The 24,636-nt window shown below is 42.6% G+C and carries 28 protein-coding genes; all 28 read right to left on the bottom strand.

Features of this window, described 5'->3' with window-relative positions; all coding sequences use genetic code 11:
• Positions 1-6: 6 nt before the first annotated feature.
• The 28 genes from fliF to ftsY all read right to left on the bottom strand — a co-directional run bounded on the left by fliF (position 7) and on the right by ftsY (position 24,626).
• Complete coding sequence (gene fliF, locus BK582_RS13660) at positions 7-1,593, bottom strand: flagellar basal-body MS-ring/collar protein FliF (RefSeq protein ID WP_078595582.1); 1,587 nt, start codon at positions 1,591-1,593, stop codon at positions 7-9.
• A gap of 179 nt (positions 1,594-1,772) precedes the next feature.
• The gene (gene fliE / locus BK582_RS13655) at positions 1,773-2,081 is read right to left on the bottom strand and encodes a flagellar hook-basal body complex protein FliE (protein ID WP_078595580.1); all 309 of its coding nucleotides are present in this window, start codon (positions 2,079-2,081) and stop codon (positions 1,773-1,775) included.
• Positions 2,082-2,113: 32 nt separating this feature from the next.
• A complete protein-coding gene (flgC, locus tag BK582_RS13650; protein ID WP_078595579.1) occupies positions 2,114-2,569 on the bottom strand; it encodes a flagellar basal body rod protein FlgC in 456 nt (151 codons plus the stop codon).
• Positions 2,570-2,575: 6 nt separating this feature from the next.
• A complete protein-coding gene (gene flgB / locus BK582_RS13645) occupies positions 2,576-2,980 on the bottom strand; it encodes a flagellar basal body rod protein FlgB (protein WP_078595577.1) in 405 nt (134 codons plus the stop codon).
• Between the two features lie 426 nt (positions 2,981-3,406).
• Positions 3,407-4,183 carry a GTP-sensing pleiotropic transcriptional regulator CodY gene (gene codY / locus BK582_RS13640; protein WP_078595575.1) on the bottom strand — a complete coding sequence of 259 codons (777 nt, stop codon included), beginning with the start codon at positions 4,181-4,183 and terminating at the stop codon, positions 3,407-3,409.
• A gap of 15 nt (positions 4,184-4,198) precedes the next feature.
• Positions 4,199-5,599 (bottom strand): ATP-dependent protease ATPase subunit HslU, encoded by a 1,401-nt coding sequence (gene hslU / locus BK582_RS13635; RefSeq protein WP_078595573.1) that lies wholly within the window; start codon positions 5,597-5,599, stop codon positions 4,199-4,201.
• 276 nt (positions 5,600-5,875) lie between these two features.
• A complete protein-coding gene (gene hslV / locus BK582_RS13630; protein WP_078595571.1) occupies positions 5,876-6,421 on the bottom strand; it encodes an ATP-dependent protease subunit HslV in 546 nt (181 codons plus the stop codon).
• Positions 6,422-6,449: 28 nt separating this feature from the next.
• Complete coding sequence (locus BK582_RS13625) at positions 6,450-7,328, bottom strand: tyrosine-type recombinase/integrase (RefSeq protein WP_078595569.1); 879 nt, start codon at positions 7,326-7,328, stop codon at positions 6,450-6,452.
• 231 nt (positions 7,329-7,559) lie between these two features.
• Positions 7,560-9,632 carry a type I DNA topoisomerase gene (gene topA / locus BK582_RS13620; protein ID WP_078595567.1) on the bottom strand — a complete coding sequence of 691 codons (2,073 nt, stop codon included), beginning with the start codon at positions 9,630-9,632 and terminating at the stop codon, positions 7,560-7,562.
• Positions 9,633-9,841: 209 nt separating this feature from the next.
• Positions 9,842-10,723, bottom strand: coding sequence for a DNA-processing protein DprA (dprA, locus tag BK582_RS13615; protein WP_078595566.1), 882 nt, complete (start codon positions 10,721-10,723; stop codon positions 9,842-9,844).
• Between the two features lie 93 nt (positions 10,724-10,816).
• The gene (sucD, locus tag BK582_RS13610; RefSeq protein WP_078595565.1) at positions 10,817-11,722 is read right to left on the bottom strand and encodes a succinate--CoA ligase subunit alpha; all 906 of its coding nucleotides are present in this window, start codon (positions 11,720-11,722) and stop codon (positions 10,817-10,819) included.
• A 26-nt stretch (positions 11,723-11,748) separates the two neighbouring features.
• Positions 11,749-12,912, bottom strand: coding sequence for an ADP-forming succinate--CoA ligase subunit beta (sucC, locus tag BK582_RS13605; RefSeq protein ID WP_078595563.1), 1,164 nt, complete (start codon positions 12,910-12,912; stop codon positions 11,749-11,751).
• 613 nt (positions 12,913-13,525) lie between these two features.
• Positions 13,526-13,699, bottom strand: coding sequence for a small, acid-soluble spore protein, alpha/beta type (locus tag BK582_RS26525; protein WP_134163563.1), 174 nt, complete (start codon positions 13,697-13,699; stop codon positions 13,526-13,528).
• Between the two features lie 119 nt (positions 13,700-13,818).
• On the bottom strand, positions 13,819-14,115 hold the full coding sequence (locus BK582_RS13600) for an EscU/YscU/HrcU family type III secretion system export apparatus switch protein (RefSeq protein WP_078595562.1): 297 nt from the start codon (positions 14,113-14,115) through the stop codon (positions 13,819-13,821).
• Complete coding sequence (locus tag BK582_RS13595; RefSeq protein WP_078595561.1) at positions 14,112-15,449, bottom strand: hypothetical protein; 1,338 nt, start codon at positions 15,447-15,449, stop codon at positions 14,112-14,114. Before BK582_RS13595 ends, BK582_RS13600 begins: the two co-directional genes overlap by 4 nt.
• 39 nt (positions 15,450-15,488) lie before the next feature.
• Positions 15,489-16,259, bottom strand: coding sequence for a ribonuclease HII (locus BK582_RS13590; RefSeq protein WP_078595560.1), 771 nt, complete (start codon positions 16,257-16,259; stop codon positions 15,489-15,491).
• An 86-nt stretch (positions 16,260-16,345) separates the two neighbouring features.
• Positions 16,346-16,492: a hypothetical protein gene (locus tag BK582_RS27025; protein WP_169911005.1), complete on the bottom strand. Its 147-nt coding sequence runs from the start codon at positions 16,490-16,492 to the stop codon at positions 16,346-16,348.
• 164 nt (positions 16,493-16,656) lie between these two features.
• A complete protein-coding gene (gene ylqF, locus BK582_RS13585; RefSeq protein ID WP_078595558.1) occupies positions 16,657-17,508 on the bottom strand; it encodes a ribosome biogenesis GTPase YlqF in 852 nt (283 codons plus the stop codon).
• A gap of 11 nt (positions 17,509-17,519) precedes the next feature.
• Positions 17,520-18,068, bottom strand: coding sequence for a signal peptidase I (gene lepB / locus BK582_RS13580; RefSeq protein ID WP_078598012.1), 549 nt, complete (start codon positions 18,066-18,068; stop codon positions 17,520-17,522).
• Positions 18,069-18,567: 499 nt separating this feature from the next.
• A complete protein-coding gene (rplS, locus tag BK582_RS13575) occupies positions 18,568-18,918 on the bottom strand; it encodes a 50S ribosomal protein L19 (RefSeq protein ID WP_078595556.1) in 351 nt (116 codons plus the stop codon).
• Positions 18,919-19,033: 115 nt separating this feature from the next.
• Positions 19,034-19,783 carry a tRNA (guanosine(37)-N1)-methyltransferase TrmD gene (trmD, locus tag BK582_RS13570; RefSeq protein ID WP_078595555.1) on the bottom strand — a complete coding sequence of 250 codons (750 nt, stop codon included), beginning with the start codon at positions 19,781-19,783 and terminating at the stop codon, positions 19,034-19,036.
• Between the two features lie 2 nt (positions 19,784-19,785).
• Positions 19,786-20,307, bottom strand: a complete 522-nt coding sequence (rimM, locus tag BK582_RS13565; RefSeq protein WP_078595554.1) for a ribosome maturation factor RimM — start codon at positions 20,305-20,307, stop codon at positions 19,786-19,788.
• Entirely contained in the window at positions 20,300-20,716 is a 417-nt protein-coding gene (locus BK582_RS13560) for a YlqD family protein (protein WP_078595552.1), read from the bottom strand. Before BK582_RS13560 ends, rimM begins: the two co-directional genes overlap by 8 nt.
• Before the next feature lie 68 nt (positions 20,717-20,784).
• The gene (locus BK582_RS13555; protein ID WP_078595551.1) at positions 20,785-21,012 is read right to left on the bottom strand and encodes a KH domain-containing protein; all 228 of its coding nucleotides are present in this window, start codon (positions 21,010-21,012) and stop codon (positions 20,785-20,787) included.
• Between the two features lie 37 nt (positions 21,013-21,049).
• The gene (gene rpsP, locus BK582_RS13550) at positions 21,050-21,322 is read right to left on the bottom strand and encodes a 30S ribosomal protein S16 (protein WP_078595550.1); all 273 of its coding nucleotides are present in this window, start codon (positions 21,320-21,322) and stop codon (positions 21,050-21,052) included.
• Between the two features lie 413 nt (positions 21,323-21,735).
• Positions 21,736-23,088 (bottom strand): signal recognition particle protein, encoded by a 1,353-nt coding sequence (gene ffh / locus BK582_RS13545; RefSeq protein ID WP_078595548.1) that lies wholly within the window; start codon positions 23,086-23,088, stop codon positions 21,736-21,738.
• A 12-nt stretch (positions 23,089-23,100) separates the two neighbouring features.
• Positions 23,101-23,430, bottom strand: a complete 330-nt coding sequence (locus tag BK582_RS13540) for a putative DNA-binding protein (RefSeq protein WP_078595547.1) — start codon at positions 23,428-23,430, stop codon at positions 23,101-23,103.
• A 185-nt stretch (positions 23,431-23,615) separates the two neighbouring features.
• Positions 23,616-24,626, bottom strand: a complete 1,011-nt coding sequence (ftsY, locus tag BK582_RS13535; protein ID WP_078595546.1) for a signal recognition particle-docking protein FtsY — start codon at positions 24,624-24,626, stop codon at positions 23,616-23,618.
• Positions 24,627-24,636: the final 10 nt, after the last annotated feature.

The following is a 24,636-nucleotide window of genomic DNA, read 5'->3' as shown; positions in this document are numbered from 1 at the left end:
TCCCTCCTAATCCTCGGACAGCCATGTTCTTACCAGCTTAGAGAATTCTTCAGGCTTTTCCTTTGCCAGTTTTTCCAGCTGGCGTTTACGTACTTTTCCTTCTGTTTCTCTTTCTCCTTCAATTTCAGGAACCTGAAAAGTAACTGTCTCTTCTTCCTCTTCAAGCTCGGTCTCTGCTGCTGAACGTTTCTTTCTGAATAAAAGGAACAAAAGCAGAACTATAAGAAGAACGAGGATGATGACCGCATAAAGCCAGTATTGAGGCGAAGACTGTTCAGGCTGTTCAAAATCTGCTTTGCCGAAAAACTGCTGAGAAGATACGAATATCCTTTCATCAATGTCTTCCTGACCCCATTCAGAAGAATATTCATTATCAATAGAGGTTCTGACAATCTGGCCGAGTATTTGCTGAATATCATTAAGTCTTTCCGGAGGGAGAGTTAACGGATCTTCCGGATCTGGCGGTTCAACCATGACCTGAATTCCAATGTCTCTTATTTTATACGGGCTTTCTACAATATCTCTCTGAATCCGGTTCACTTCATCATTGATTCGTTCTTCAATTCGCTCATAATCTCCATAGCCAGCTCCAAAAGCTCCAGGATATCCTGGAATATCTGTTTCCCCTGTGCCAGGCACTCCTCCTTCTGGCAATTCCTCACCGGTGTATGTTTCAGTAATCCGCTCAACACTTAAAGTGATACCGGACATACTTTCTTCATCTACAGGAGTTACAAGCTGCTCCTGTCTGTTCTCCTGGGTGAAATCAAGATCAGTTGAAACAGCTACTACTACTTTGTCATGCCCTATAATTGTACCGAGCATTTGCTGTACCTGGCGCTGCAGGTCTTTTTCAATATCCCTCTGTATCTTCCTTTGCTGCTCGTACACCGAAAGTGCCGTCGCCATTTCCGGGTCTTCATTAAGCTCAAGATACTGGAAGTTCTGATCCATAATCACAATATTTTCCACAGGCAGATTAGGCACACTTCTGGAGACCAGGTGATGGAGAGCACGAATAGCTTTTTGATCGAGCTGGTAACCTGGCTGCAGCGTCAGAAGAATAGAGGCGGTAGCCTGGTTTGGCTCATCTGACAGCCAGATACTCTCTTCGGGCATAGTGACCATTACCTGAGACGCCTGTACGCCATCTATATTACGTATTAGGTCTTCAATAGAAGTCTGTATTGCTGCTCTCTCTAGGAGATTGAATTCGTTTTCGGTTGTACCAAAACCCATATTCTCACTAAAAGTGGAATAATCGATTCTCCCTGTACGTGGAATTCCTTCAGCTGCAAGAGATACCTTCAGGTCATCTACCATCCCTTCGGGTACTGAAATGGCCGTACCGTCCCGGTTAACTTCTGAAGGTATACCTCTGCTGTCAAGTGTCGCTTTAATCTCTCCTGTTTCCTGTACAGTGAGATTTGTATATAAAGGAACATAGCTCGTCCTGGAACCAGACCACATGAATACCAGAAGCAGAAGCAGCGTGATAAGGAAAGCAGAAACGATCATGACCTTTTGATTCTTCGATCTTCCCTGCCAGGTTTCAATTGTTTTATTTTTATAATGCGTTAACTTTTCGTTCATGTCTCCTCCCACTTGCCTTGCCACTAAGTAGTTAATTACATAATTTAACTGTTTTATTCTAAATTGTTAAAATTATTTATTTCTTACCGATAATTAAAACAGCCCCCAAAAAAATAAAAATAAATACGAAATTAATAAAAGAAAGGTTTTAAAACTAAAAATTACGGGTAATTAAATTATCAGACTTGCATTCTCATAATTTCCTGATAGGCCTCGATAGCTTTATTACGAACTTCAACTGTCGTTTGAAGAGAGATGCTCGCTTTCTGCGCAGTAATCATAACATCATGCAGGTCTATATCTTCACCCCGGGCAACTTTTTCAGTTACTTTGGCAGAAGCAGACTGAGCCTCATTAACTTCTTTAATTGCATCATTCAGCCAGGTTTTAAAGGATTGCTGTGCTTCTCCCGATGTCCTGAAGCTGGTGCCGGAGGATGAAGGTCTCATAATTGAGTTTAAATGGGTTACATAGTTTGTTTCCGACATGAGGAACCTCCTTTCTGATTTCTGATTTAAAATTACCGGCCGATTTCCAGTGCTTTAAGCAGCATGTTTTTATGGGCATCAAATGCTGTGACATTTGCTTCGTAGGATCTGGTCGCACCCATTAAATCTATCATCTCTTTAAGGGGATCCACATTTGGCAGTTCTACATATCCTTCTTCATTAGCATCCGGGTGTTCCGGCTGATATACAAGTTTATTGGGAGACTGGTCTTCAATCACTCTGCTGATTTTTACACCGGCCCCTTTGCCTGTAGTCTCACCCATCGCCCTATTAAGAAAAGAACTAAAAGAACGATGCCCGCCAGGCTCCATGACAACCATTTTACGTCTGTATGGCTCCCATTCCCCGTCGACCAGCCGGGAACGCGTGGTATCTGCATTGGCCATATTTGCGGATGTTGTATCCATTCTGAATCTCTGTGCTGTTAAAGCTGACGCGGATATGTTCATTCCGTTAAAAATGCTCATTATGTCTTACCTCCCCTGGCCAAGGACGGTTCTGATACTGTTGTAACGCCCATTCAGCCTGTCTATCAGTGTGTTGTAGTATATCTGGTTTTTTGCCAGTTCAGCCATTTCTGTATCCATATCCACATTATTGCCGTTATGGTTGTATTGAGTATTGTTTCTTTCTACCACACGGATGTTTTCTCTTTCATTTCCGTCTCTGAACTGGACGTGGCGTGGATCGGAACGATAAGCCTGCAGTTTTGCTGTATTGACCGCATTATTCAATTCATGGCTGAAAACTGCTTTCTTCGCTTTATAATTTGGTGTGTCAGCATTGGCAATATTCCCGGCAATTGTGCTCTGTCTCACTGTTGACGCGGATAAAGCATGCTGAAGCAGACTGTTAACCGAATTATTTAAAAGATTCATCGTTTTCCTCCGTTAATCTAAGGATTTCTGTTGATACTTGTTTGACAAAAACCGCTGATATTCTCCAGGTAATTCTCCAATTATTACGTTTCTAACATTTTCCACGTATATTAATTCTATATAAAATGGAACCAATTGTCTAACTGTCCCGAAAAATGGCATTATGTATATATAAAAGACCTACTATTTCTTAATTATAAAGTCACATAAAATTACCTCCAGATACTTTGTCAATTCGTTTATATGCTCTAGAATTTGTAAAAAATTCCCTAATTTGTTTTGTTATGTTTTTTGTTGTTTTAGTAATATAGAGTTCAAAAGTGAACTTAAACGGAAGCCGGTTAAACAGACCGCATAAAAACTAAAGCACCCCTTGTGCCAGAATGCATCTGGCACAAGGGGTGCTTTTAATTAAGAAAAATTCATTTAGCTTTTAATTTTATCTAATTCCTTAAGGAACTTATTATTAAGTACTTTAATGTAAGTACCTTTCATTCCTAAGGACCGGGACTCTATTACACCTGCGCTTTCAAGCTTCCTCAGCGCATTAACGATTACTGAACGGGTGATTCCCACTCTGTCTGCAATCTTACTTGCGACCAGAAGGCCTTCATTTCCGTCAAGTTCCTCAAAAATATGTTCAACAGCTTCTAGCTCACTGTAGGATAAGGAGCTGATTGCCATCTGTACAACCGCTTTACTTCTTGCTTCCTGTTCGATTTCTTCCGTCTTCTCATGAAGAATTTCCATGCCTACGACTGTTGCTCCGTACTCCGCTAATAGGAGATCATCGTCATCGAATGTATCTTCCAGACGGGCAAGAATTAACGTACCCAGACGCTGACCGCCACCCTGGATTGGGACGATTGTTGTTAAGCCTTCAGCGAAGAGGTCTTTGTTTTCCACTGGAAAGGCAGTGAATTCACTGTTTACATCCAGGTTTGAGGAAGTTTCTTCAATTTTAAACAGCCCGTTAGTATACTCCTCAGGAAACTGGCGGTCTTCAAGCATTTGCTGCATACGCGGATTTTCTATTTCCTGTTTTATAGAGAACCCAAGCAGCTTACCACGACGGCTTACAATAAAAACGTTAGCCTCTATAATATCCCGCAATGTTACTGCCATATCGTTAAAGTTCACCGATTGTCCAGCACTTTTTTGCAATAAGTCATTAATCCTTCTTGTTTTTGATAATAAATCCATTTCTTCTCCTCCTAATTATAAAATATATTGACTAAGGTCACGGTTTTTTACGACGTCCTGAAGTTTTTCTTTTACATATTCCTTTGTGATGACTATTTCTTCCAATGTTACTTCAGAAGCTTCATATGACAGATCTTCCAGTAGCTTTTCGAGAATGGTATGAAGTCTCCGCGCACCGATATTTTCTGTTTCATCGTTTACTTCTGTAGCAATGGACGCTATCTCATAAATAGCATCGTCAGAAAATTTTAATTTTATTCCTTCAATTTCCAAAAGAGCCTGATATTGTTTCACTAATGCATTATCAGGGTCAACTAAGATCTTAACAAAATCATCCACCGTCAGGCTTGATAATTCAACCCGGATAGGAAACCGCCCTTGCAGTTCCGGAATTAAATCAGAAGGTTTCGAAAAATGAAATGCTCCAGCTGCAACAAATAGTACGTGGTCAGTCTTTACAGGACCATACTTGGTAATTACTGTGGATCCTTCTACAATTGGGAGTATGTCACGCTGTACACCTTCTCTGGAAACATCGGCTGTCTGCTGCTGGCTTTTCCCTGCTACTTTATCTATTTCGTCAATAAAGATAATTCCCAATTGTTCAGCCTTTGAAACTGCCTCTTGATTTACTTCATCCATATCAATCAGCTTTTGGGCTTCATCAACAGTTAAAACCTTGCGGGCCTCTTTTACTTTCATTTTTCTCCGCTTCTTACGTTTAGGCATCATACCGCCGAGCATTTCCTGCATGTTCATGCCCATCTGTTCCATACCCGAGCCCTGGAACATATCAAGGAGGTTAGACTGCTGCTCATCCACTTCTACTGTAATTATATTGTCTTCAAGCTCTCCTGCTCTTAATTGCTGTGCAACCCGGCGTCGTTTATCCCGGACAGATTCTTCCTGTCTTGCCTCTTCCGGATCAGGCTGTTCAGCAGCCTGGTTCCCCTGGAAAAGCATCTCAAACGGGTTCCGGTAGTTACTTTCTTTTGCTTTCTTCGGGACAATTAATTCTACCAGCCGTTGATTTGCATTTTCTTCAGCCTGGGTTTTTACTTTATTCATTTTTTCTTCTTTAACCAGCCTGACTGAAGTTTCAACAAGGTCACGGACCATAGATTCCACATCTCTGCCCACATAACCTACCTCAGTGAATTTCGTTGCCTCGACTTTAACAAAAGGGGCACCAGTCAGCTTTGCAAGACGTCGGGCTATCTCCGTTTTCCCTACACCGGTCGGACCGATCATCAGAATATTTTTCGGGGTTATTTCTTCCCTCAAATCCTCAGTGAGCTGACTGCGCCTGTACCGGTTTCTTAAAGCAACTGCCACTGACTTTTTTGCTTTCGTCTGTCCGACGATATACTGATCCAGTTTCTCTACAATCTGGCGCGGTGTTAATGAATCACTCATATACGTTCCTCCCTTATTAAGAAAAGCGTAAGCGCCTTGGTCACGAGTGGCACTCTTTATCTGCGACGAGCAATCGCAGGAGCACTCTTTACCCTGCGACGAGCAAACGAAGTGGCGCAGGAGTCAAATGCGGCCTGCTTTAGCTTCGAAGGATATCCGTCGAGACAACTCGAAGCATACTCGTGATGTAAACGCTCGTCGCTGGAGCTGGACAATTATCCTGGAAAATTACAACCTATATCATTTAGACAGGAAAGCAGACTGCATAATTGTACATTAATCGCTTAGCTCTTCGACAATTATTGAGTCATTTGTATATACACAAATCTCCGCGGCTGTCCTCAGAGCTGCTTCTGCTATTTCTCTGGCAGAAAGATGGGGAGCATAGTCTTTCAGCGCCCTTCCGGCAGCCAGAGCATAATGCCCGCCTGAACCAATTGCCAGTATGCCATCATCAGGTTCAATGACTTCTCCGGTTCCGGCGATTAAATAAAGGTTGGTTTTGTCCATCACGATAAGCATAGCCTCTAGTTTACGAAGTACCCGGTCGCTCCGCCAGTCCTTAGCAAGTTCAACTGCTGCACGCTGAAGGTTGCCTGAGAATTCTTCCAGTTTCTGTTCGAATTTTTCAAACAGTGTGAAAGCATCCGCGACAGACCCTGCAAAACCGGCGATAACCTTCCCTCTGTACAATGTACGGACTTTCCTTGCTTTATGTTTCATAACTACTGCATTTCCAAACGTAACCTGTCCGTCACCTGCAATAGCATTTCCTCCGTCATGTTTTACGGCAAATATAGTAGTTCCTTTAATTTTTTCCATTTAAATGCCTCCTTGAGGGGTAATACTCTCAAGCACGGGGATGAGCAGAGTTATAAATTTCTTTCAGCTTGTTTTCAGCCGCTCCGGAGTAAACTCTGGAATTTGGGAGACCGTTATTCCCGAGGATCTCCTGAACAATTCGGGAGTCTGCACCTGCTCTTACCATATGGGCTGCAAATGCCTCCCTCAAACTGCGGGGGTTCAGCCTGGCTGTATCTGCAGTACCGTCAAGCAGCCTGCTGAAAATCTTTCTGATTCCCCTGTCACTAAGCCTGCCGCCCCGGTTATTCAGGAACAGAGCCTTTTCGCTGTTTTTGTTCAAAGCAGGCCTTCCGCTTTCCATATATGCTTCAAGAGCTTCCCTGGCAAAACTTCCTACAGGAACATATCTTTCCTTCCGTCCTTCACTGTTTACAAGCAAAGTGCCAATCCGGCTGTCATAATCCATTATGTTCAGGTTTACACATTCATTTACACGCAAACCTGTACTATAAATAAGTTCTATGATGGCCAGGTTCCTTTTTCCGAGCGGGGAATTAGTGTTTACAGACTGAAACATCTCAGTAATTTCTTCTTCGTAAAAGACAGGCGGAAGTTTATTTACAGAACAGTTTACTGACACCATCTTAAAAGGATTCTGTTCTACAGCTCCTTCCCTTAAGAGAAAATTATAAAACGTGCGGAGTGCAGACAGCTTCCTTGCCACTGTACTGCTTTCCAGTGTCATCAGGCGCAGTTCTTCCATGTAATGACGGACCTGGCTGTATGATACCTCCACTGATTTATCCAAACAAAAAAAATCCAGGAAATCGCTGATATCCCGCTGATAATTCCTTATGGTATGCTGAGAAGCCTGTTTTTCAATTTGTAAATACCGTATAAACTTTATAATCCATTCCTGGTACATTTATACCTTCACCTTTGCACATCTATAAGAGCTACTAAATCTTATCACAATTCAGTAGCTCTTTCAATAAAATTTACACTTTTTTCACAAAATTCTGAATTGTGCCCGATATTTGTTCACATGCTTCCCCTTCCGGCCGGTAAACATGGACTGGACCAGCGCGGTTCCTTCAGAGTATAAAACAATCTCTCCGTTGGTAATTTACATGAACCGGCCGAAAATAGCAAGCAATTAGTTCTGCTCTTCTTTATAGTCGCAATTGGAGCACTGAACATGAACTCCTTTTTTCGTTTTCTTTTCCACGAGCATGTGGCTGCATTTCGGGCATGTACGTGCAATCGGTTTGTCCCAGCTGATAAATTCACACTCAGGATAACGGTCACAGCCATAAAACAAACGACGCTTTTTGCTTTTCCGTTCCACAATGTTTCCTTCTTTACATTCAGGACATGTTACACCAATATCTTTAACAATTGCTTTCGTATTTCTGCATTCCGGAAAATTTGAACAAGCCATAAACTTTCCGAACCTTCCCATTTTATAAACCATTCCATGGCCGCATTTCTCACAATCTTCCCCGGCCGGTTCATCTTTAATCTCTACTTCCTTCATTTCTTCTTCAGCTGTTTTTAGTCTCTTCTCAAAATCCCGGTAAAACTGATCGATGACTTTTACCCAGTCTTCTTTACCTTCTTCTATGGAATCAAGGTCCGCTTCCATTTTCGCAGTAAAATCAACATTTAATATTTCCGGGAAGAACTCTTCAATCAGCTCAAGAACGATGGACCCCAGCTCAGTAGGGACGAAACGTTTATCTTCAAGAGCTACATAACCACGGCGCTGAATTGTGTCAAGGGTCGGTGCATAGGTGGACGGCCTTCCTATGCCGAGTTCCTCCATCGTCTTCACAAGCCTGGCTTCCGTATATCTTGGAGGCGGCTGTGTGAAGTGCTGATTTGGATCAATGTTTTCAGCAGTTGCTGTTTCTCCTTCATTCATTTCAGGAAGAAGCCGGTCTTCTTCTTTTTTACCGTCATCATTTCCTTCTATATATACTTTCATAAAACCAGGAAATTTAAGTTTTGAACCAGTTGCCCGGAAAGTTACACCGTTATTAACGATATCAACTGACATTGTATCCATTACAGCAGGGGCCATCTGGCTGGCCACCATTCGTTCCCAGATCAGCTTATAAAGACGGTGCTGGTCCCTGCTCAGATAACTTTTGACAGATTTAGGCGTCATAGTTACTGAAGTAGGGCGGATAGCCTCATGGGCGTCCTGTGTCTTTGTGTTCTGTTTTCCCTTAGAAGTGGTTTTATTTACATATTCTTTACCGTAATTTGTTTCAATGTATTGCAAGGCGTCCGCTTTTGCAGTCTCTGAAAGTCTTGTGGAGTCAGTACGCATATAAGTAATCAAACCTACTGTTCCTTCTTTTCCCACATCTATACCTTCGTAGAGCTGCTGAGCAAGCATCATTGTCTTTTTAGCCCGGAAGTTCAGCTTTCGGGCCGCTTCCTGCTGAAGCGATGAAGTAGTAAAAGGAACAACAGGGTTACGTTTACGCTCACGTTTTTTTACTTCCGCAATTTTAAAGTCTTTTCCTGAGATTTTAGAAAGTACTTCGTTAACATCCTGTTCCGAAGATAACTCTTTCTTTTTCCCTTCCACAGAAACAAATTTTGCAGTAAATTCTTCGCCATCCTTCTTAAGGTTCGCTTCAATGGTCCAGTACTCTTCCGGTTCGAATGCATTAATCTCTTTTTCTCTGTCTATTATCATTTTCACAGCGACAGATTGTACTCTTCCTGCACTCAATCCTTTTTTCACTTTCTTCCATAATAATGGACTGATATTGTAACCAACAAGCCGGTCCAGTACCCTGCGAGCCTGCTGGGCATCAACTAAACTCATATCAATCGTTCTTGGTGTTTTAAATGAATCTTTAATAGCCTGCTTTGTAATCTCATTAAAAACTACACGGCATTCAGATTTATCATCAATATTTAAGCTGTGCGCTAAGTGCCAGGCAATAGCTTCCCCTTCACGATCGGGGTCAGCCGCCAGATAAACACGTTTTGCTTTCTTTGCAGCTGCCTTTAATTCTTTTAAGATTGGTCCCTTCCCGCGGATTGTTATATATTTAGGATTAAAATTATCTTCAACATCCACACCCATCTGACTTTTTGGCAAGTCAATAACATGCCCCATAGATGCTTTCACTGAATATTTTTTACCTAAGTACTTCCCAATCGTCTTTGCTTTTGCGGGAGATTCCACGATCACTAAGTAATCGGACATACCCACGTTCCTCCCCTTTAGAGGTAAAATTAAAATCTTCCCTATTATTAAACACACTTTTACGGTTTGTCAAACATGTTATGCAAAAGAAAAGATAAAAATTTCTGAAAAAGATGATAATACTGGCATTTTTTCCACTATATTTTTTAAAATAATTTCCAGTCAGATATACTGTCCTGAACTGATTAATTACTCGTTGTTCTTGTAATTTACACATTTAGATGTAAATATTCCTCTAAAATATCTTCAGCCGATAAAATTATTTTTGCCCCTTCCTGAATAAGCCTGTTAGTACCTGCAGATTCGGGACTGGAAATACGCCCAGGCAGCGCCAGCACATCTCTGTTTTGCTGCACCGCCAATTCAGCTGTAATAAGTGAACCGCTTCTCTCTTTCGCCTCTACCACAAATACAGCGGGGCTTAAACCACTTATAATTCTGTTTCGTTCCGGAAAATGCCACTTTTGAGGTTTTATATATGGAGGATATTCTGTTATGAGAAGCTGATTTTCTTTCAATTCATTAAATACCTTTTTATTTGCTGCTGGATACATATAATTTAATCCATACCCAAGAACTGCCGCGGTCTTTCCGGAATGGGCAACGGCAAGCTCATGAGCCATCCGGTCAATCCCCAGCGCGAGTCCGCTGACAATAGTTACGCCTTTTTTTATAACAGGCTCCAGAATACTTTTCATTTCCACCCAGGCATACTCACTGGGATGCCTTGTTCCAACAACGCTCAATGCTGCTCCGGCAGTTACGTGTTTGAAGTTGCCATGATAGTATAACACCCACGGCGGGTCATATATATTTTTCAGCATTGGAGGATAATTTTCATCAAAAACGGTTACATAACTTATTCCTTTATCTATGTAACTCCTTTTTAATTTATTCAGACTTACTGAATGAAGAAGATTGAGAAATTTTCCCGCCTTATCGTGATTTACTCCTGTCAGACTGGCCAAAGAGTTGGGAGAGAGAGAATAAACTGTGGTAAAAGAGGGGTCTGATTTTGCTATAGCAGCGAGAAAACGGTGATTACCGGAGGAACAATAATGAAGGTGGACAATTCTTTCCTGGATATTCATTTTTTTCACAGCCTTTCTGAAATAGAGGAGAAATGTAACGGGGAATTGCCTGAATGGAAATAAGCCCCCGTCCGTGACGGGGGCACAGCTTGTTTATTTATGTGTAACACACTTTTCATAAATGCCGTTTTCTTTAAGTGCTTCGATGAGTGTCTCTCCCATTACGGCAGGAGTCTCAGCGACTTTTACACCGCATCTTTCAAGTGTTTCGATTTTTGCATCAGCAGTTCCTTTACCACCGGAAATAATAGCGCCAGCATGGCCCATACGCTTTCCTGGAGGCGCAGTTTTACCGCCGATAAAGCCTACTACCGGCTTCTTCATGTTTTCCTTAATCCACTCTGCTGCTTCTTCTTCAGCAGTACCGCCGATTTCACCAATCATGATAACAGCATAAGTATCTTCATCTTCGTTGAAAAGTTTCAGCACATCGATGAAGTTAGTACCGTTAACAGGGTCCCCGCCAATTCCTACAGCAGTAGACTGCCCGATACCTTCTGTGGAAAGCTGGTGTACAGCTTCATAAGTTAATGTACCGGAACGGGAAACTACGCCAACATGGCCTTTTTTGTGAATATAGCCAGGCATAATTCCAATTTTACATTCTTCCGGTGTAATGACACCTGGACAGTTTGGACCGATAAGTCTTGTCATCTTGCCTTCAAGATAACGTTTCACTTTAATCATATCTGTCACAGGAATACCTTCAGTAATAGTAATTACAAGCTCTACTCCTGCATCTGCAGCTTCCATTATTGCGTCGGCTGCGAATGCTGGTGGAACATAAATTACGGAAGCGTTGGCACCGGTTTTAGCAACTGCATCTGAAACTGTATCAAATACAGGTATACCCTCTACTTCTGTACCGCCTTTTCCGGGAGTTACCCCGCCCACAATATTTGTACCGTATTCAATCGCCTGCTTTGTATGGAATAAACCGGTTGAACCGGTGATCCCCTGAACAATGACTTTTGTGTCTTTGTTTATCATGATGCTCATATTTTATCCCGCCTTTCTAATTAAACTTAAGCTTTCACTAGTGATACGATCTTTTCGGCTCCGTCAGCCATGGAATCTGCTGCTGTAATATCCAGTCCGGATTCTTCAAGGATTTTCTTTCCAAGTTCCACGTTAGTTCCTTCAAGACGCACCACAAGCGGAATTTGTAGGCCGATTTCTTTCGTAGCAGCCACTACACCTTCAGCAATTATGTCACACTTCATAATACCGCCGAAGATATTCACGTAGATTCCTTTAACACTGTCGTCAGACAAAATAATTTTAAAGGCTTCAGTAACCTTTTCTTTTGTAGCTCCGCCCCCAACATCAAGGAAGTTTGCAGGGTCGCCATTGTAATGCTTAATGATATCCATTGTCGCCATAGCAAGGCCCGCGCCGTTAACCATACATCCGATGTTTCCATCAAGTGAAATATAGCTAAGGTCAAACTTTGAGGCTTCGATTTCCTTTTGATCTTCCTCATCCAGGTCACGGTATTCCAGAATATCTTTCTGGCGGTAAAGTGCGTTGGAATCAAAGTTAAGCTTAGCGTCTAACGCCATAACTTTCCCGTCTCCTGTAGTAACAAGCGGGTTGATTTCTGCAATCGAGCAGTCTTTATCTACGAAAACCTGGTAAAGACCGATCATAAATTTAACCGCATCTCTTACCAATTCTTTCGGGATATTGATATTAAATGCCAGTCTTCTGGCCTGGTAAGGCATTAAACCTACTACCGGGTCAACAACTTCTTTGAAGATTTTTTCTGGTGTTTTTTCTGCAACTTCTTCAATTTCAGTACCGCCTTCTTCAGATCCCATCATAACGATGCGGTCAGTTGCACGGTCAACTACAAGGCCGATATAATACTCACTCTTAATATCGCAACCTTCTTCAATAAGCAGTCGTTTTACTTCCTTGCCTTCAGGGCCTGTCTGATGTGTTACTAACGTTTTTCCAAGGATCTCGTCAGCATATGTACGTACCTCGTCTAAGCTCTTCGCTACTTTAACACCACCGGCTTTACCTCTTCCGCCTGCGTGAATCTGCGCCTTGACAACGGTTACATCTGTACCTAAATCTTTAGCCGCTTCCACTGCTTCATCCACAGAAAAAGCAACTTTCCCGTTAGGTACCGCAACGCCGTAGCTTCTTAAAATTTCTTTTCCTTGATACTCATGGATATTCATTGCCATCCTCCTTACTGAGTAATTAGGCCATTCCCTCTTGACTGTTCAAAACTGCCGTTCGAATGGCTCTAACTTTTGTTATGAAAATCATAACCTGGATCTGTAACAGATCCTGTTTCAATTACTGCGTTTACCTTGCAGAAGTGTGATAAATTTCGCCTCTTTATTCACACATTGACTATTTTACTATATTCCTCGACAATTTTGTGAATATATGCTCAACTTTTTTTTCGACAACGTCTTTTTTTTACTCATGGCGTCCTTTTATCTGGCTGAAATTATACAAAATGGTGCGGATTTCACCTCGTTTAAGCCCTTAAAACTAGCCAGTTGGAGAAAGCAAAGGCTAATTGCTCTTGTACTCAGAGAAAACGGAAAAGCGGATTGAGGATCCGTAAAAAAGCACATTCACTAATAAATGGGCAGATAAGTTGAACTAAGTAAACAAACAGAACGCCTGGTTTAAGATCCAGGCGTTTTGTCTGATATTTTATGGAGTTAATCATAATGTGTTTTCCAATGTTAATTCATCTGTTATTCCGGATTTTCTCCACTGTAACCGGAACTGCTCAGGCTATTACCCAGGCCTCGTAAGAATATCCATACAGATATTTTATTTGTTTTCTTTATTCTTTTTCAGCAGCTTATCTGTTGCTGAAGCCATGCCTGCCTGCTGGTCTGACTGAGTGGTGCTGTGGAACACCCCGAATTCCTGAGCGATTTCTTCGCTGTATGAATTCATAAATTCATCAACACCTTTAACAACAAGCTTTGATCGTTTTTCCATTGCCATTACCTCCTTTAATCATAGAATCACCTGTTCAGAAAACGTTATGCATTCGTCTGAAAAACAAATGATACTCTTAAGGAGGATTTCCATATTGAATCCAGGAGACAATGGAAAAATTAAGTTTCTCCGGCCTCTTCACTTTCCTGAGAGTTATCAAGACGGTATATGTAAGCGAAAATTTCAGCTGTTACTTCATAAAGAGCTGGGGGGATTTCCTCATTAATATTAAGCTGGCATAACATTTCCACTAATGCAGGGTCTTCCTGGACGGGTATATTCTTCTCTTTTGCTGCTTTGAGAATGTTTTCGGCTACATAACCGCTCCCTTTTGCAGCCACCGCTGGAGCACCATGTAATTCCTGGTTATATTTTAAAGCAACTGCTCTTTGTGTCCTGATATGGGTCTTCCTCATACACGGATGTCAACTCCTTTATACGCCCCGCTGGTATCAGGGGAGTAAGGCACCCCGTTCTTTCCGGACGGCTGAAACTTACCGGGATGCACCCATTTTACTGCAGACAGACGATAATCCAGTTCAGCCAGATTTTCTTCAAGCATTTTAAGCAATTTATCATTAGCAGCCGATGATTTTTGCGTCTCATTAAAAATAGTTACAGTTAAAACCCTGCTCTGAATCTGAACATCAATCACTGTTTCTTTAAGATGTTTTAAATGGAGATAAAACACTATTCTGCAGTGATCTTCATCAAGCTCTCCCCGCGTATTCTTTTTCCCCTCCCACTGAACAGTCAGGTCTTCCAGCTTGCTTCCTGAATGGAAGGGGACCTGGACAGAATAGGTGGAGACCTGGCTTTGAGAATCTGAAGATAATAACTGAAAAGCAGTTATTCGGTTAACCATAAACTCAGCCTGTTCCCTCAATTGGTAAGAATGGATGGGAGTCTGCTGCAGAAATTGCAGGAGAAGCGCTTTTAAGTTAGTCTGCTGAGACGCCGGGAGACTGCCCTCCACACTTTGCCTCAGCTGGAATTCATTCTGCATACCTAATTGCTTAAGAAGCTGGGACAGTACCGCCCCAGGCCTCTCCGAAACGAGTCCTCGCTCTTTTTCACCAGGAGTATAAGGTTTTATATAGTCACTTATTTGGTGCTGGCGAAAGCTTTCCAATAAAGTAAATAACTGAGGAAATCTTGTGGTAAGTCCACCGGTTTCCATGGCGTCCTGAAAACGAAGCATTGTCTCTCCCATTGTCTTTTGTGACAACAATGAAGCTATACTGAGAAAGGTCTCTTTAGTAACAGGAAGGCCGGATTTTAAGATTTGCGTCATAACTCTTGTACCCTCCTCCAGAGGTAGGGGAGAATTCTTCAGAATTATTGATGCTTCCCTGAAACTTTCCTTCGTAAAAGGAATATTTTCACGAATTAATTGTTTAATAAGCTGCTCTCCTTCTTTAGCTGATATGATGCCAAAATGCTGCAGAAGATGCTTAATGCTGCTTTGTTCATTACCACTTTTCTGTATAACGGGCACATTTTCCAGAACTTTAAGTTTAGGAAGTCCTTCCTGGCCAAGTACCTGAAGCCAGTATTTCCTCCCTGCTTCAAGTGGAGTTTCAAGCTTTGCTGTCAACGTTAAGCCACCGAGCTTCATTTGGGCGAGCTGTCCAGGGTAAAACCTGACCGCACTGCCCTGAAAGATCTCTCCAGGACGAAGCTGTATTTGTTTTGCACGGGTAATATCAGCCGAACTTAAGAGCTGATTCAGCATTACTGATTGCAGCATTCTCCCGCCTCCCCCCTGATTAGGCTAACTTAAAAAAAATCAGATTACCTCTCTTACAGGAGCAAATGATTTCCGGTGTTCCTTTGTAATCCCAAGTTCTCTGATTGCGGTTAAGTGTTCCTCTGTTCCGTAGCCCATGTGATTTTCAAATCCATACCCTGGATAATTTTTTCCCGCCACTTCCATATACCGGTCTCTTGTCACTTTAGCAACAACGGAGCTGGCGGCGATGCTTATGCTTGTCGCGTCTCCTTTAATGATAGACGTTTGTGGTATCCCGTTTGAAAGCTTCATAGCATCTATGAGGAGATAATCAATTGACGAGCCTGTGTCGGCTACCGCCCTTTCCATTGCCAGTTTCGTAGCTTCATAAATATTGAGCTTATCAATCTCCTCTGCATCAGCAGTGCCGATGCCTATACAAAGAGCCTGTTCCTTGATTTGCTGAAAAAACTCTTCTCTTTTTTGTTTTGAAAGTTTCTTAGAATCAGTCAGGCCCGGCAGATAAAAATCAGGGGATAAGGTAACACAAGAAGCAATCACAGGACCTGCCAGAGGACCTCTTCCCACTTCATCTATTCCGCCAACCAGCTTGTACCCCTTATTCCATAAACTTTCTTCATTTTTTCTCATTTCATAAAAATTTCTATGTAGTTCCTGGTTTTTACTGTATTGTTTTGTCCATGATGTATAGAGCTGCTGTACTCCTTTTCTGCCGTCTGCTTTTATTTGTTCAAGAAACGGATCATCAGGCTCTGTTATCTGTTGCATAGCAGTCTTGATTTCTTTAATTGACAATTTTTGAACCACGGTAATTCACTCCTCAAGTTATGTATCGGCTGAAAATAAACTTTTATAAAGGGAATCAATTTCATAATTTTAATACGAACATTACCTTAAAAGGTTACTTTGTTGTTCGATTTATGCTTCAGACGGACGCGTTCTGCGGGCACGGCTTCAACTAATTTCTTCCGGCTGAACGCCGTCAAAAATGGATTTTCAGCTCGCGCTGTTCCCGCAAGAGTCGCCGTCTTACGCTGCAATCGAACAGAAGCGTCGTTCGTATTTTACTATACAAAGTCTATTTATGAAATTCATTCAAGCATAATGTAATTTTGCCCGATAGTTATCCTCTGAAAACACCTGATATTCTCCCAAGAATATGAAAAAGCACGCACCTGGCGCGCTTTTCATCTTACAGTATAACTCAGTTAACAGGCGGCTTTTCCATGGTTATTCTCCCCATAGTACCTGAGCGAAACTCTCTGAAGAGAATTTCAGCCACTCTGTCGTAATCCACCATTCCGCCCCCCATCAGGGCTCCTCTTTTTTTGCCGATTTCATCAAAAAGTTCAACGACATCGTCGGGGATGTCTTCGAGCTTGTATCTTTCCTTCAACCTGCCTGGGTATTCCTCTTTCAGGAATCGGAGCAGAAAAACTGTGAGGTCCTGGAGATCAACTATCTCTTCCTTGATCGCTCCAGTTAGTGCCAGACGGTAACCGACAGCCTGATCCTCAAATTTAGGCCAGAGAATTCCCGGTGTATCCAGGAGTTCCATTTCTTTCCCAACTTTAATCCATTGCTGTGCTTTAGTTACACCTGGCTTGTCTCCAATCTTAGCAATTCTTTTATTGGCAAGCCTGTTAATAATCGTTGATTTACCCACGTTTGGAATCCCCAGGATAAGAGCTCTGACAGCTCGCGGGTTCATCCCTTTTGCTCTCATTTTGTCTGTGAGAGGTTTGGCGAGGAGCTGTACTTCTTCAGGAACGGATTTCACTCCGGTTCCTTTCTGGGCATCTATTTTTAACACAGAAAATCCTTTGCCCTCAAAATAAGCCACCCATTTTTCTGTGAGGGCCGGGTCTGCCAGGTCTGATTTATTTAACAGCATCAGTCTTGGCTTCCCTTTTGCCAGTTCATCTATCACCGGATTACGTGACGACAATGGAATCCTTGCGTCAACCAGTTCAATTACTACATCAATTAATTTAAGCTTTTCCTGAGCCTGGCGCCTTGCTTTAGCCATATGGCCCGGATACCACTGAATAGCCATTATGCTTCCTCCTACTCTACAACACGAACTTCTGAGAACGGCCAGAATACAAGGTTTGCTTTACCAACCACCTCTTCATACGGGACCACCCCGATATGGCGGCTGTCTTTACTGTGCTGGCGGTTATCCCCGAGGACAAACACGTGACCTTCAGGCACTGTTTCATATCCACCAGGTGCTTCGCTCAAATGGAAGTCCCTTGTAAACGGACGGTTCAATGTTTCTTCTTTGAATTTATCTAAATAAGGCTCTTCCACAGCTTCCCCATTTATATAGAGCACATCATCCTCATAATATATGGTATCCCCCGGGAGTCCGATTACACGCTTTATATAATCTTTATTTTGCGGTGCGTGGAAAACAATTATATCAAACCTGTCAGGTTCCCCTATTGTATATCCTATTTTATTAACTATCATTCGGTCATTATGCTCAAGTGTGGGCATCATTGACTGCCCGTCAACTACTATCGGCGCGAAAAAGAAATAACGGATTACAACTGCAAGCAGCAGCGCAACGGCGACTGCTTTAATCCACTCCCATGATTCTGATTTTGCCATTCTATATCCATCCTCCAGCTTATTTATATATATTCGCCAGGCATAGCTGTCAAATTTTATACTCAAACTATACGTGATATGTCTTTAAGGGAACCCCCTCTTAACCATATATTACTAATATGATTACAGAAGTTATTTTAACATAGAATGGGGGAGTTTACTTAAACTATCTAATGTTTTTTTATGTAATTTGTTGTGTAATACGGGCATTCCTCGGTTGTATATATTACTTAAGTCTTCTGCCGTTGCTTTTCCCGACCGGAAAGAGCATCGCTCCTCCGCAAATGCTTCGATTTGTCTCGACAGATATTCTGCGGAGCTAATCTGGAAGAGGAAGAGACAGTCTCCTTTGCTCCGAACTCATCAATATCTCATTTATAAATGAGTTTTATAGTCATTTTGAGCTAATGACATACTCATTAAACTCTAAAAAAATAAGGCAGGACAGAAAAAAAGAGAACCTGCTGACAGGCTCTCTTTCTGAACATTTTTACTCTGCTTATCGGCGTGCTCTTTCTTTAATACGAGCAGCTTTACCGCGAAGTTCACGTAAGTAATAAAGCTTCGCACGACGCACTTTACCTCGGCGAGAAACTTCAATCTTATCGACACGCGGGGAGTGTACAGGGAATGTACGCTCAACACCTACACCGTAAGATATCTTACGAACAGTGAATGTTTCGCTGATACCGGATCCTTTAAGTTTGATTACTACACCTTCAAACACCTGAATACGCTCACGAGTACCCTCAACAACTTTAACGTGTACTTTAACCGTATCACCAGGACGGAATTCCGGAAGATCAGATTTTAATTGCTCTTTCGTAATTTCACGAATGATTTGTTCCATTATCTGTTCGCCTCCTTCCCTACAGACATTCTTGTCCTGACTGTCTGACAGCGGAACGTCTTGATCAGTGGTTTAAAAACCACAAAGATTATAATACCACAGCCTTACACTAATCTCAACTGTTTTCCTCAGTTTCCTTCAGCTTCTTTATAAATTCTGTGTCTTCCTTAGTGAGGTCTATGTTTTCCAGCAGTTCAGGACGTCTTTCATATGTCCTTTTCAGAGACTGTTCTCTCCGCCACCGGTCGATTTTTTCGTGATGGCCGGAAAGAAGGACATCAGGAACTTTCATACCCTGATAGTCTGCTGGCCTTGTATAATGAGGATGTTCCAGCAGGCCGGTGCTGTACGAATCGGTTACTGCCGACGTTTCATTTCCAAGTGCCCCTGGAAGCAGGCGGGTTACACTGTCTGCGATAACCATTGCACCAATTTCCCCGCCTGTGAGTACATAATCACCAATGGAAATCTCCTCGGTAACAACATGTTCACGGATACGTTCGTCATAACCTTCGTAATGACCGCAAATTAAGATTAAATGTTCTTCCTTTGCCAGCTCTTCCGCTTTTTTCTGAGTGTACCGTTTGCCTTGGGGACATAAAAGGATGACTCTTGGAGTCTTTGCATCTGAACCCTGCTGTTTCACTGCCTGGACAGCATCAAAAACCGGCTGGGGGGTCAGAACCATTCCACCGCCGCCTCCATAGGGATAGTCGTCAACCCTGTTATGCCTGTCCTTTGTGTATTCTCTGTAATTAACCAGCTCGTACTCCACCAGGTTTTTTTCCTGGGCATTTTTCAGAATAGATTGCTGGAATACACCGGTAAACATATCAGGAAATAATGTCAGGATGGAAATTTTCATTATTAATCAAGCAACCCTTCCATGAGGTTAATAACAACTTTCTGTTCCTCAGGTTTTACTTGTTTTACCACTTCATCTATATAAGGAATAAGAATGTCTTTCCCTTTGTCCTTCCGCTGTACAACCCATACATCATTAGCACCTGGCGAGAGTATTTCTTTCACTTTGCCAATCGCTTCTCCAGACTCTGTGAAAACCTCACACCCGATGATTTCATGGTAAAAAAATTCTCCTTCAGGCAGCTCGTTATTAATGGCAGAACGGTCAACCTGCAGAATTTTCCCCTTCAGCATTTCTGCATCGTTTAATGAATCGATACTTTCAAAGGTCAGGAGGTCAAACTGTTTATGTTTTCTCCAGGAAACGACCTTAAGCGGGCGCCGCTCTCCCTGCTCGTTCACAGCATGAAGAATGCTGCCTTCGGAATAGCGCTCTTCGGGAAAATCGGTACGGGAAATAACACGGACTTCCCCTCGTACCCCATGTGTATTCACAATCTTCCCGACGTTGAGCCAATCACTCATCCTCTACGCCTCCCTGGCGGATTTCATGTACAACACCGTCTTTAATAACGATTTCTGTACCTTTCATAATTTCTTCCCAGTTATCTCCCTCTGCAACCTGTTCAATCATCTGAATCGTCCCTTCACGAAGTTCAGAGCCCAGGTCCATCTCATCCAGCTGGCCCAGCTTCAGTTCGAGCTGGCGTAAACGGTCTTTACGGCGTTTTACTTCCCTGTTAAAGCTTTCTTTTAAAGAATTCTGATATTTTATATTATTTTTGTTATCTTTCAGCTTTTTATGTAGCACAAATTCAAGCTGCTGAATTTCTTTATTTAACTGATACTGCCTGCCGATAAACTGTTCTTTCAGGCGCTGTCTGCTTTCCTCTGTGAGAATTTGTTTAACGACTACCTTTTTTATAATTTCCATAAAACTGCACCTCCGCATTTATGAACATTTTATATATACGGAAAAAGGGAGAGGACACACCTCACCCTTTACCCGATCTCTAAATTAATGCGTTTGTTATGATTCGCTCCTGCTGCGTTCACAACAGAACGAATCGCTTTTGCTATACGCCCTTGTTTACCGATCACTTTCCCCATGTCATCCGCATGGACTTCCAGCTTTAGCGTGAGTGATCTGCCATTTTCCAATTCTGTAACCCGGACATCATCAGGGTGATCTACAAGAGCCTTCGCAATAGATTCAACTAGTTCTTTCATGTCACTCACCTTTGGACTTTATTTCCACGCAAAAAACTTATTTTTCGTTTTTTGCATTGTGAAGCTTTTCCATTAATCCTGCGCTGGAGAACAAGTTACGTACTGTATCGGAAGGTTTAGCACCATCCATCATCCATTTTAACGCTTTATCTTCATCTACGTTAAATTCTACAGGATTTTTAAGTGGATTGTAAGTTCCGATTTCTTCAATAAAACGACCATCACGCGGAGAGCGGGAATTAGCTACTACTACGCGATAGAACGGTGATTTCTTTGCTCCCATTCGCTTAAGACGAATTTTAACTGCCATGTGTTTCACCTCCAAATATCATTCACACAATTAGATATATTATCATAAATTCTACCGGGGGACAACCCCAGTAAAGTAAAAAAACTTTACAGTGTTTCAAATAAAAGCGTAAGCGCCTTGCTCACGAGCGACAAATGCGGCCTGCGTGGGCTTCGAAGCGTAAATTTGGGCCGAGTAACCGCAGGCCCAAGCACTGCCTCTTCCTCTGCGAGTTCAGCTTCGGAGTGTATCCGTCGAGGCAACTCGCAGTGGCTCAAGAGGCTATGCTCGTTGGACAGCCTACTCGAGGATGCCTGAACAGAAGCCGCATTTGGCTTCCAAAAAGGCCTGAAGTGACCTCGAGCTCGTAGGCGCTGAAGCTAGATAACTTTCGTCGGAAAATATATATAATTTCCTATAAAAAATGCTGCGATTTACATAAACGGAAGGTTAAATCCGCCTTTTTTCTTACCTTTTTTCCCTTTTTGCATACCGGTCATCTGCTTCATCATTTTTTTCATTTCGCTGAATTGTTTAATGAGGCGGTTAACTTCCTGGATGGACGTCCCGCTTCCTTTAGCAATCCTCCGGCGTCTGCTTGCATTTAAGAGAGACGGATCCTGTTTTTCTTCCTTGGTCATGGACTGAACGATAGCTTCAATGTGGCCCAGCTGTTTATCATCAACCTGGACGTTTTTCAAGCCCTTCATTTTCCCGGCACCAGGCATCATATTCAACAGCTCGTCAAGAGGACCCATACTTTTCACCTGATTAAGCTGTTCGAGAAAGTCGTCGAATGTGAGATCATTGGAGCGGATCTTCTTTTCAAGTTCCCGCGCTTTCTCTTCATCCACATTTGTCTGTGCTTTCTCAATAAGAGTAAGCACATCCCCCATGCCGAGAATACGGGATGCCATACGGTCGGGATGAAACGGCTCCAGAGCATCGACTTTTTCGCCCATACCAGCAAACTTAATCGGCGTGTCTGTAACTGCCTTAACAGAAAGAGCTGCACCACCGCGGGTGTCACCGTCCAGTTTGGTTAAAACTACACCGGTAATCCCAAGGCGTTCGTTAAAGCTTTCAGCGACATTGACAGCATCCTGCCCTGTCATCGCGTCAACAACAAGAAGGATTTCATCAGGCTGAGTCAGTTCTTTAATCTCCGCAAGCTCATTCATCAGCTCTTCATCAACGTGAAGCCGGCCGGCAGTATCAATCAGCACATAATCATGATGCTCTTCCCTGGCTTTTTCCATTGCATTTTTGGCAATTTCCACAGGACTTACCTGATCACCCATGGAGAAGACAGGCATATTAAGCTGTTTACCAAGAGTTTCAAGCTGCTTTATCGCAGCCGGCCTGTATATATCTGCCGCCACCATCAGAGGATTCCTGTTATTCTTTTTTCTCAGGTAGTTTGCAAGTTTTCCGGTCGTTGTCGTCTTACCGGCACCTTGCAAACCTACCATCATTACAACTGTAGGCGGTTTGGTTGCAGCTGCTATTTTGCTCTGCTCTCCGCCCATGAGTTTGGTAAGTTCTTCGTTTACTACTTTGATTACCTGCTGCCCAGGAGTCAAGCTTTGCAATACCTCCTGGCCCACAGCCCGTTCTTTTACGCTGGCAATAAATTGTTTTACTACCTTAAAGTTAACGTCTGCTTCAAGAAGTGCAAGACGCACTTCCCGCATCATTTCTTTTACATCCGCTTCCGAGACTTTTCCTTTTCCGCGGATTTTGTTTAAGGTTCCTTGCAGGCGTTCTGCCAAACCTTCAAATGCCATTCAATTTGCCCCCTATTCCAGTTTCTCGAGAGATTCTACGATCTCGATCATTGTACCGGGACTTCCATTTTCCTCTATAGTTTCTTTCAGCCTGCTGAAAAGTTTTTTACGCTGTTCGTACCTTTGCAGGAGCATCAGCTTTTCTTCATATTCCTCCAACAAAGCTTCCGTCCGCCTGATATTATCATAGACAGCCTGCCGGCTCACTTCGAAGTGTTCGGCGATTTCCCCTAAAGACCAGTCATCGAGATAGTACATCGACATATACTGATTCTGTTTCGAGGTGAGCAGCGTCTGATAAAAATCATACAAGTAATTCATGCGGATAGTTTTTTCAAGCAAATCAAACACCGCCTTGTTAAGGAATTTCGCTTTACATTAAACTATAGTACTAGAGGATTGGAAGACTGTCAAGTTTTTATCTTGTCAGTGTTCCGGACTTACTCCTGTATCATACGCTGCGACTGCCCCTCCCTTTCCGGGGGTACAGCCGCAGCTTAATTATTTTATTATATCACAGCCATTTTTCAGTACTTATCAAGATCTTCTGCTGCTTCTTCTGACTGGGCGAGAACATCGGCAAACAGACCGTGAACATACTGGTCAGCCTGAAATTCCTGGAGGTCATCCATACCTTCCCCAAGCCCGACTAATTTTACCGGAATATCAAGCTCGTGGCGGATGGCAAGCACAATGCCTCCCTTTGCAGTACCATCGAGTTTCGTAAGCACGATCCCGGATACATCTGTTGCTTTGCCGAATGTCTTGGCCTGGCTCATGGCATTTTGGCCGGTAGTGGCGTCAAGCACGAGAAGAACCTCATGGGGAGCATCTGGTATTTCTCTTGTAATAACCCGCTTTACTTTCTCAAGCTCGTTCATCAGGTTCACTTTATTCTGCAGCCTTCCCGCCGTATCGCACAGAAGGACATCCGCATTGCGGGATTTGGCTGACTGGACAGCATCATACATTACTGCTGCCGGGTCTGATCCGGCCTGCTGTTTAATTACGTCTACGCCGACACGCTCTCCCCACACTTCCAGCTGCTCTATCGCCCCTGCCCTGAAAGTATCACCAGCAGCAAGAAGGACGTTTTTGCCTTCCTGCTTAAATTTGTGAGCTAGTTTTCCAATTGTCGTTGTTTTACCAACACCATTCACCCCAACAAAAAGAATAACCGTTAAGTCATTTTCTTTTATATTAAGGGTGGTCTCCTCGTCAGATTTCTGAAGAAGTTCAGCAAGTTTTTCGGATATAACCGGCTGAAGGTCAACCGCATCTTTAATATTCCTTGTTCTCGCTTCATCTTTAAGTTCATCTATTAGATCCATAACAGTGTGGACTCCAACATCAGCAGATATTAATATATCTTCCAGTTCTTCAAAAAACTCCTCGTCCACTTTCCGGTAATTTTTCACGAGATCATTCATCGCCCCTACGAATGAATTTCTCGTCTTGGAAAGGCCGTCTTTAAATTTTTCTGTTACGGTGTCTGTCTGGTGAGTAATTTTTTCTTTTAACCTCTTAAAAAAACTCATTTGTTGTGCT

It is taken from the genome of Evansella clarkii, assembly GCF_002019695.1.
Classification (GTDB): Bacteria; Bacillota; Bacilli; order Bacillales; family Salisediminibacteriaceae; genus Evansella; species Evansella clarkii.
This window is presented reverse-complemented; position numbering and strand designations above follow the sequence as displayed.

What these genes read in the sequence shown, in the direction of transcription:
- fliF (WP_078595582.1), bottom strand. Translation starts at nt 1,593, where the DNA reads ATGAACGAAAAGTTAACGCATTATAAAAATAAAACAATTGAAACCTGG.
- fliE (WP_078595580.1), bottom strand. Translation starts at nt 2,081, where the DNA reads ATGTCGGAAACAAACTATGTAACCCATTTAAACTCAATTATGAGACCT.
- flgC (WP_078595579.1), bottom strand. Translation starts at nt 2,569, where the DNA reads ATGAGCATTTTTAACGGAATGAACATATCCGCGTCAGCTTTAACAGCA.
- flgB (WP_078595577.1), bottom strand. Translation starts at nt 2,980, where the DNA reads ATGAATCTTTTAAATAATTCGGTTAACAGTCTGCTTCAGCATGCTTTA.
- codY (WP_078595575.1), bottom strand. Translation starts at nt 4,183, where the DNA reads ATGGATTTATTATCAAAAACAAGAAGGATTAATGACTTATTGCAAAAA.
- hslU (WP_078595573.1), bottom strand. Translation starts at nt 5,599, where the DNA reads ATGAGTGATTCATTAACACCGCGCCAGATTGTAGAGAAACTGGATCAG.
- hslV (WP_078595571.1), bottom strand. Translation starts at nt 6,421, where the DNA reads ATGGAAAAAATTAAAGGAACTACTATATTTGCCGTAAAACATGACGGA.
- BK582_RS13625 (WP_078595569.1), bottom strand. Translation starts at nt 7,328, where the DNA reads ATGTACCAGGAATGGATTATAAAGTTTATACGGTATTTACAAATTGAA.
- topA (WP_078595567.1), bottom strand. Translation starts at nt 9,632, where the DNA reads ATGTCCGATTACTTAGTGATCGTGGAATCTCCCGCAAAAGCAAAGACG.
- dprA (WP_078595566.1), bottom strand. Translation starts at nt 10,723, where the DNA reads ATGAATATCCAGGAAAGAATTGTCCACCTTCATTATTGTTCCTCCGGT.
- sucD (WP_078595565.1), bottom strand. Translation starts at nt 11,722, where the DNA reads ATGAGCATCATGATAAACAAAGACACAAAAGTCATTGTTCAGGGGATC.
- sucC (WP_078595563.1), bottom strand. Translation starts at nt 12,912, where the DNA reads ATGAATATCCATGAGTATCAAGGAAAAGAAATTTTAAGAAGCTACGGC.
- BK582_RS26525 (WP_134163563.1), bottom strand. Translation starts at nt 13,699, where the DNA reads ATGGAAAAACGATCAAAGCTTGTTGTTAAAGGTGTTGATGAATTTATG.
- BK582_RS13600 (WP_078595562.1), bottom strand. Translation starts at nt 14,115, where the DNA reads ATGAGGAAGACCCATATCAGGACACAAAGAGCAGTTGCTTTAAAATAT.
- BK582_RS13595 (WP_078595561.1), bottom strand. Translation starts at nt 15,449, where the DNA reads ATGCTGCAATCAGTAATGCTGAATCAGCTCTTAAGTTCGGCTGATATT.
- ylqF (WP_078595558.1), bottom strand. Translation starts at nt 17,508, where the DNA reads ATGGCTATTCAGTGGTATCCGGGCCATATGGCTAAAGCAAGGCGCCAG.
- lepB (WP_078598012.1), bottom strand. Translation starts at nt 18,068, where the DNA reads ATGGCAAAATCAGAATCATGGGAGTGGATTAAAGCAGTCGCCGTTGCG.
- rplS (WP_078595556.1), bottom strand. Translation starts at nt 18,918, where the DNA reads ATGGAACAAATCATTCGTGAAATTACGAAAGAGCAATTAAAATCTGAT.
- trmD (WP_078595555.1), bottom strand. Translation starts at nt 19,783, where the DNA reads ATGAAAATTTCCATCCTGACATTATTTCCTGATATGTTTACCGGTGTA.
- rimM (WP_078595554.1), bottom strand. Translation starts at nt 20,307, where the DNA reads ATGAGTGATTGGCTCAACGTCGGGAAGATTGTGAATACACATGGGGTA.
- BK582_RS13560 (WP_078595552.1), bottom strand. Translation starts at nt 20,716, where the DNA reads ATGGAAATTATAAAAAAGGTAGTCGTTAAACAAATTCTCACAGAGGAA.
- BK582_RS13555 (WP_078595551.1), bottom strand. Translation starts at nt 21,012, where the DNA reads ATGAAAGAACTAGTTGAATCTATTGCGAAGGCTCTTGTAGATCACCCT.
- rpsP (WP_078595550.1), bottom strand. Translation starts at nt 21,322, where the DNA reads ATGGCAGTTAAAATTCGTCTTAAGCGAATGGGAGCAAAGAAATCACCG.
- ffh (WP_078595548.1), bottom strand. Translation starts at nt 23,088, where the DNA reads ATGGCATTTGAAGGTTTGGCAGAACGCCTGCAAGGAACCTTAAACAAA.
- ftsY (WP_078595546.1), bottom strand. Translation starts at nt 24,626, where the DNA reads ATGAGTTTTTTTAAGAGGTTAAAAGAAAAAATTACTCACCAGACAGAC.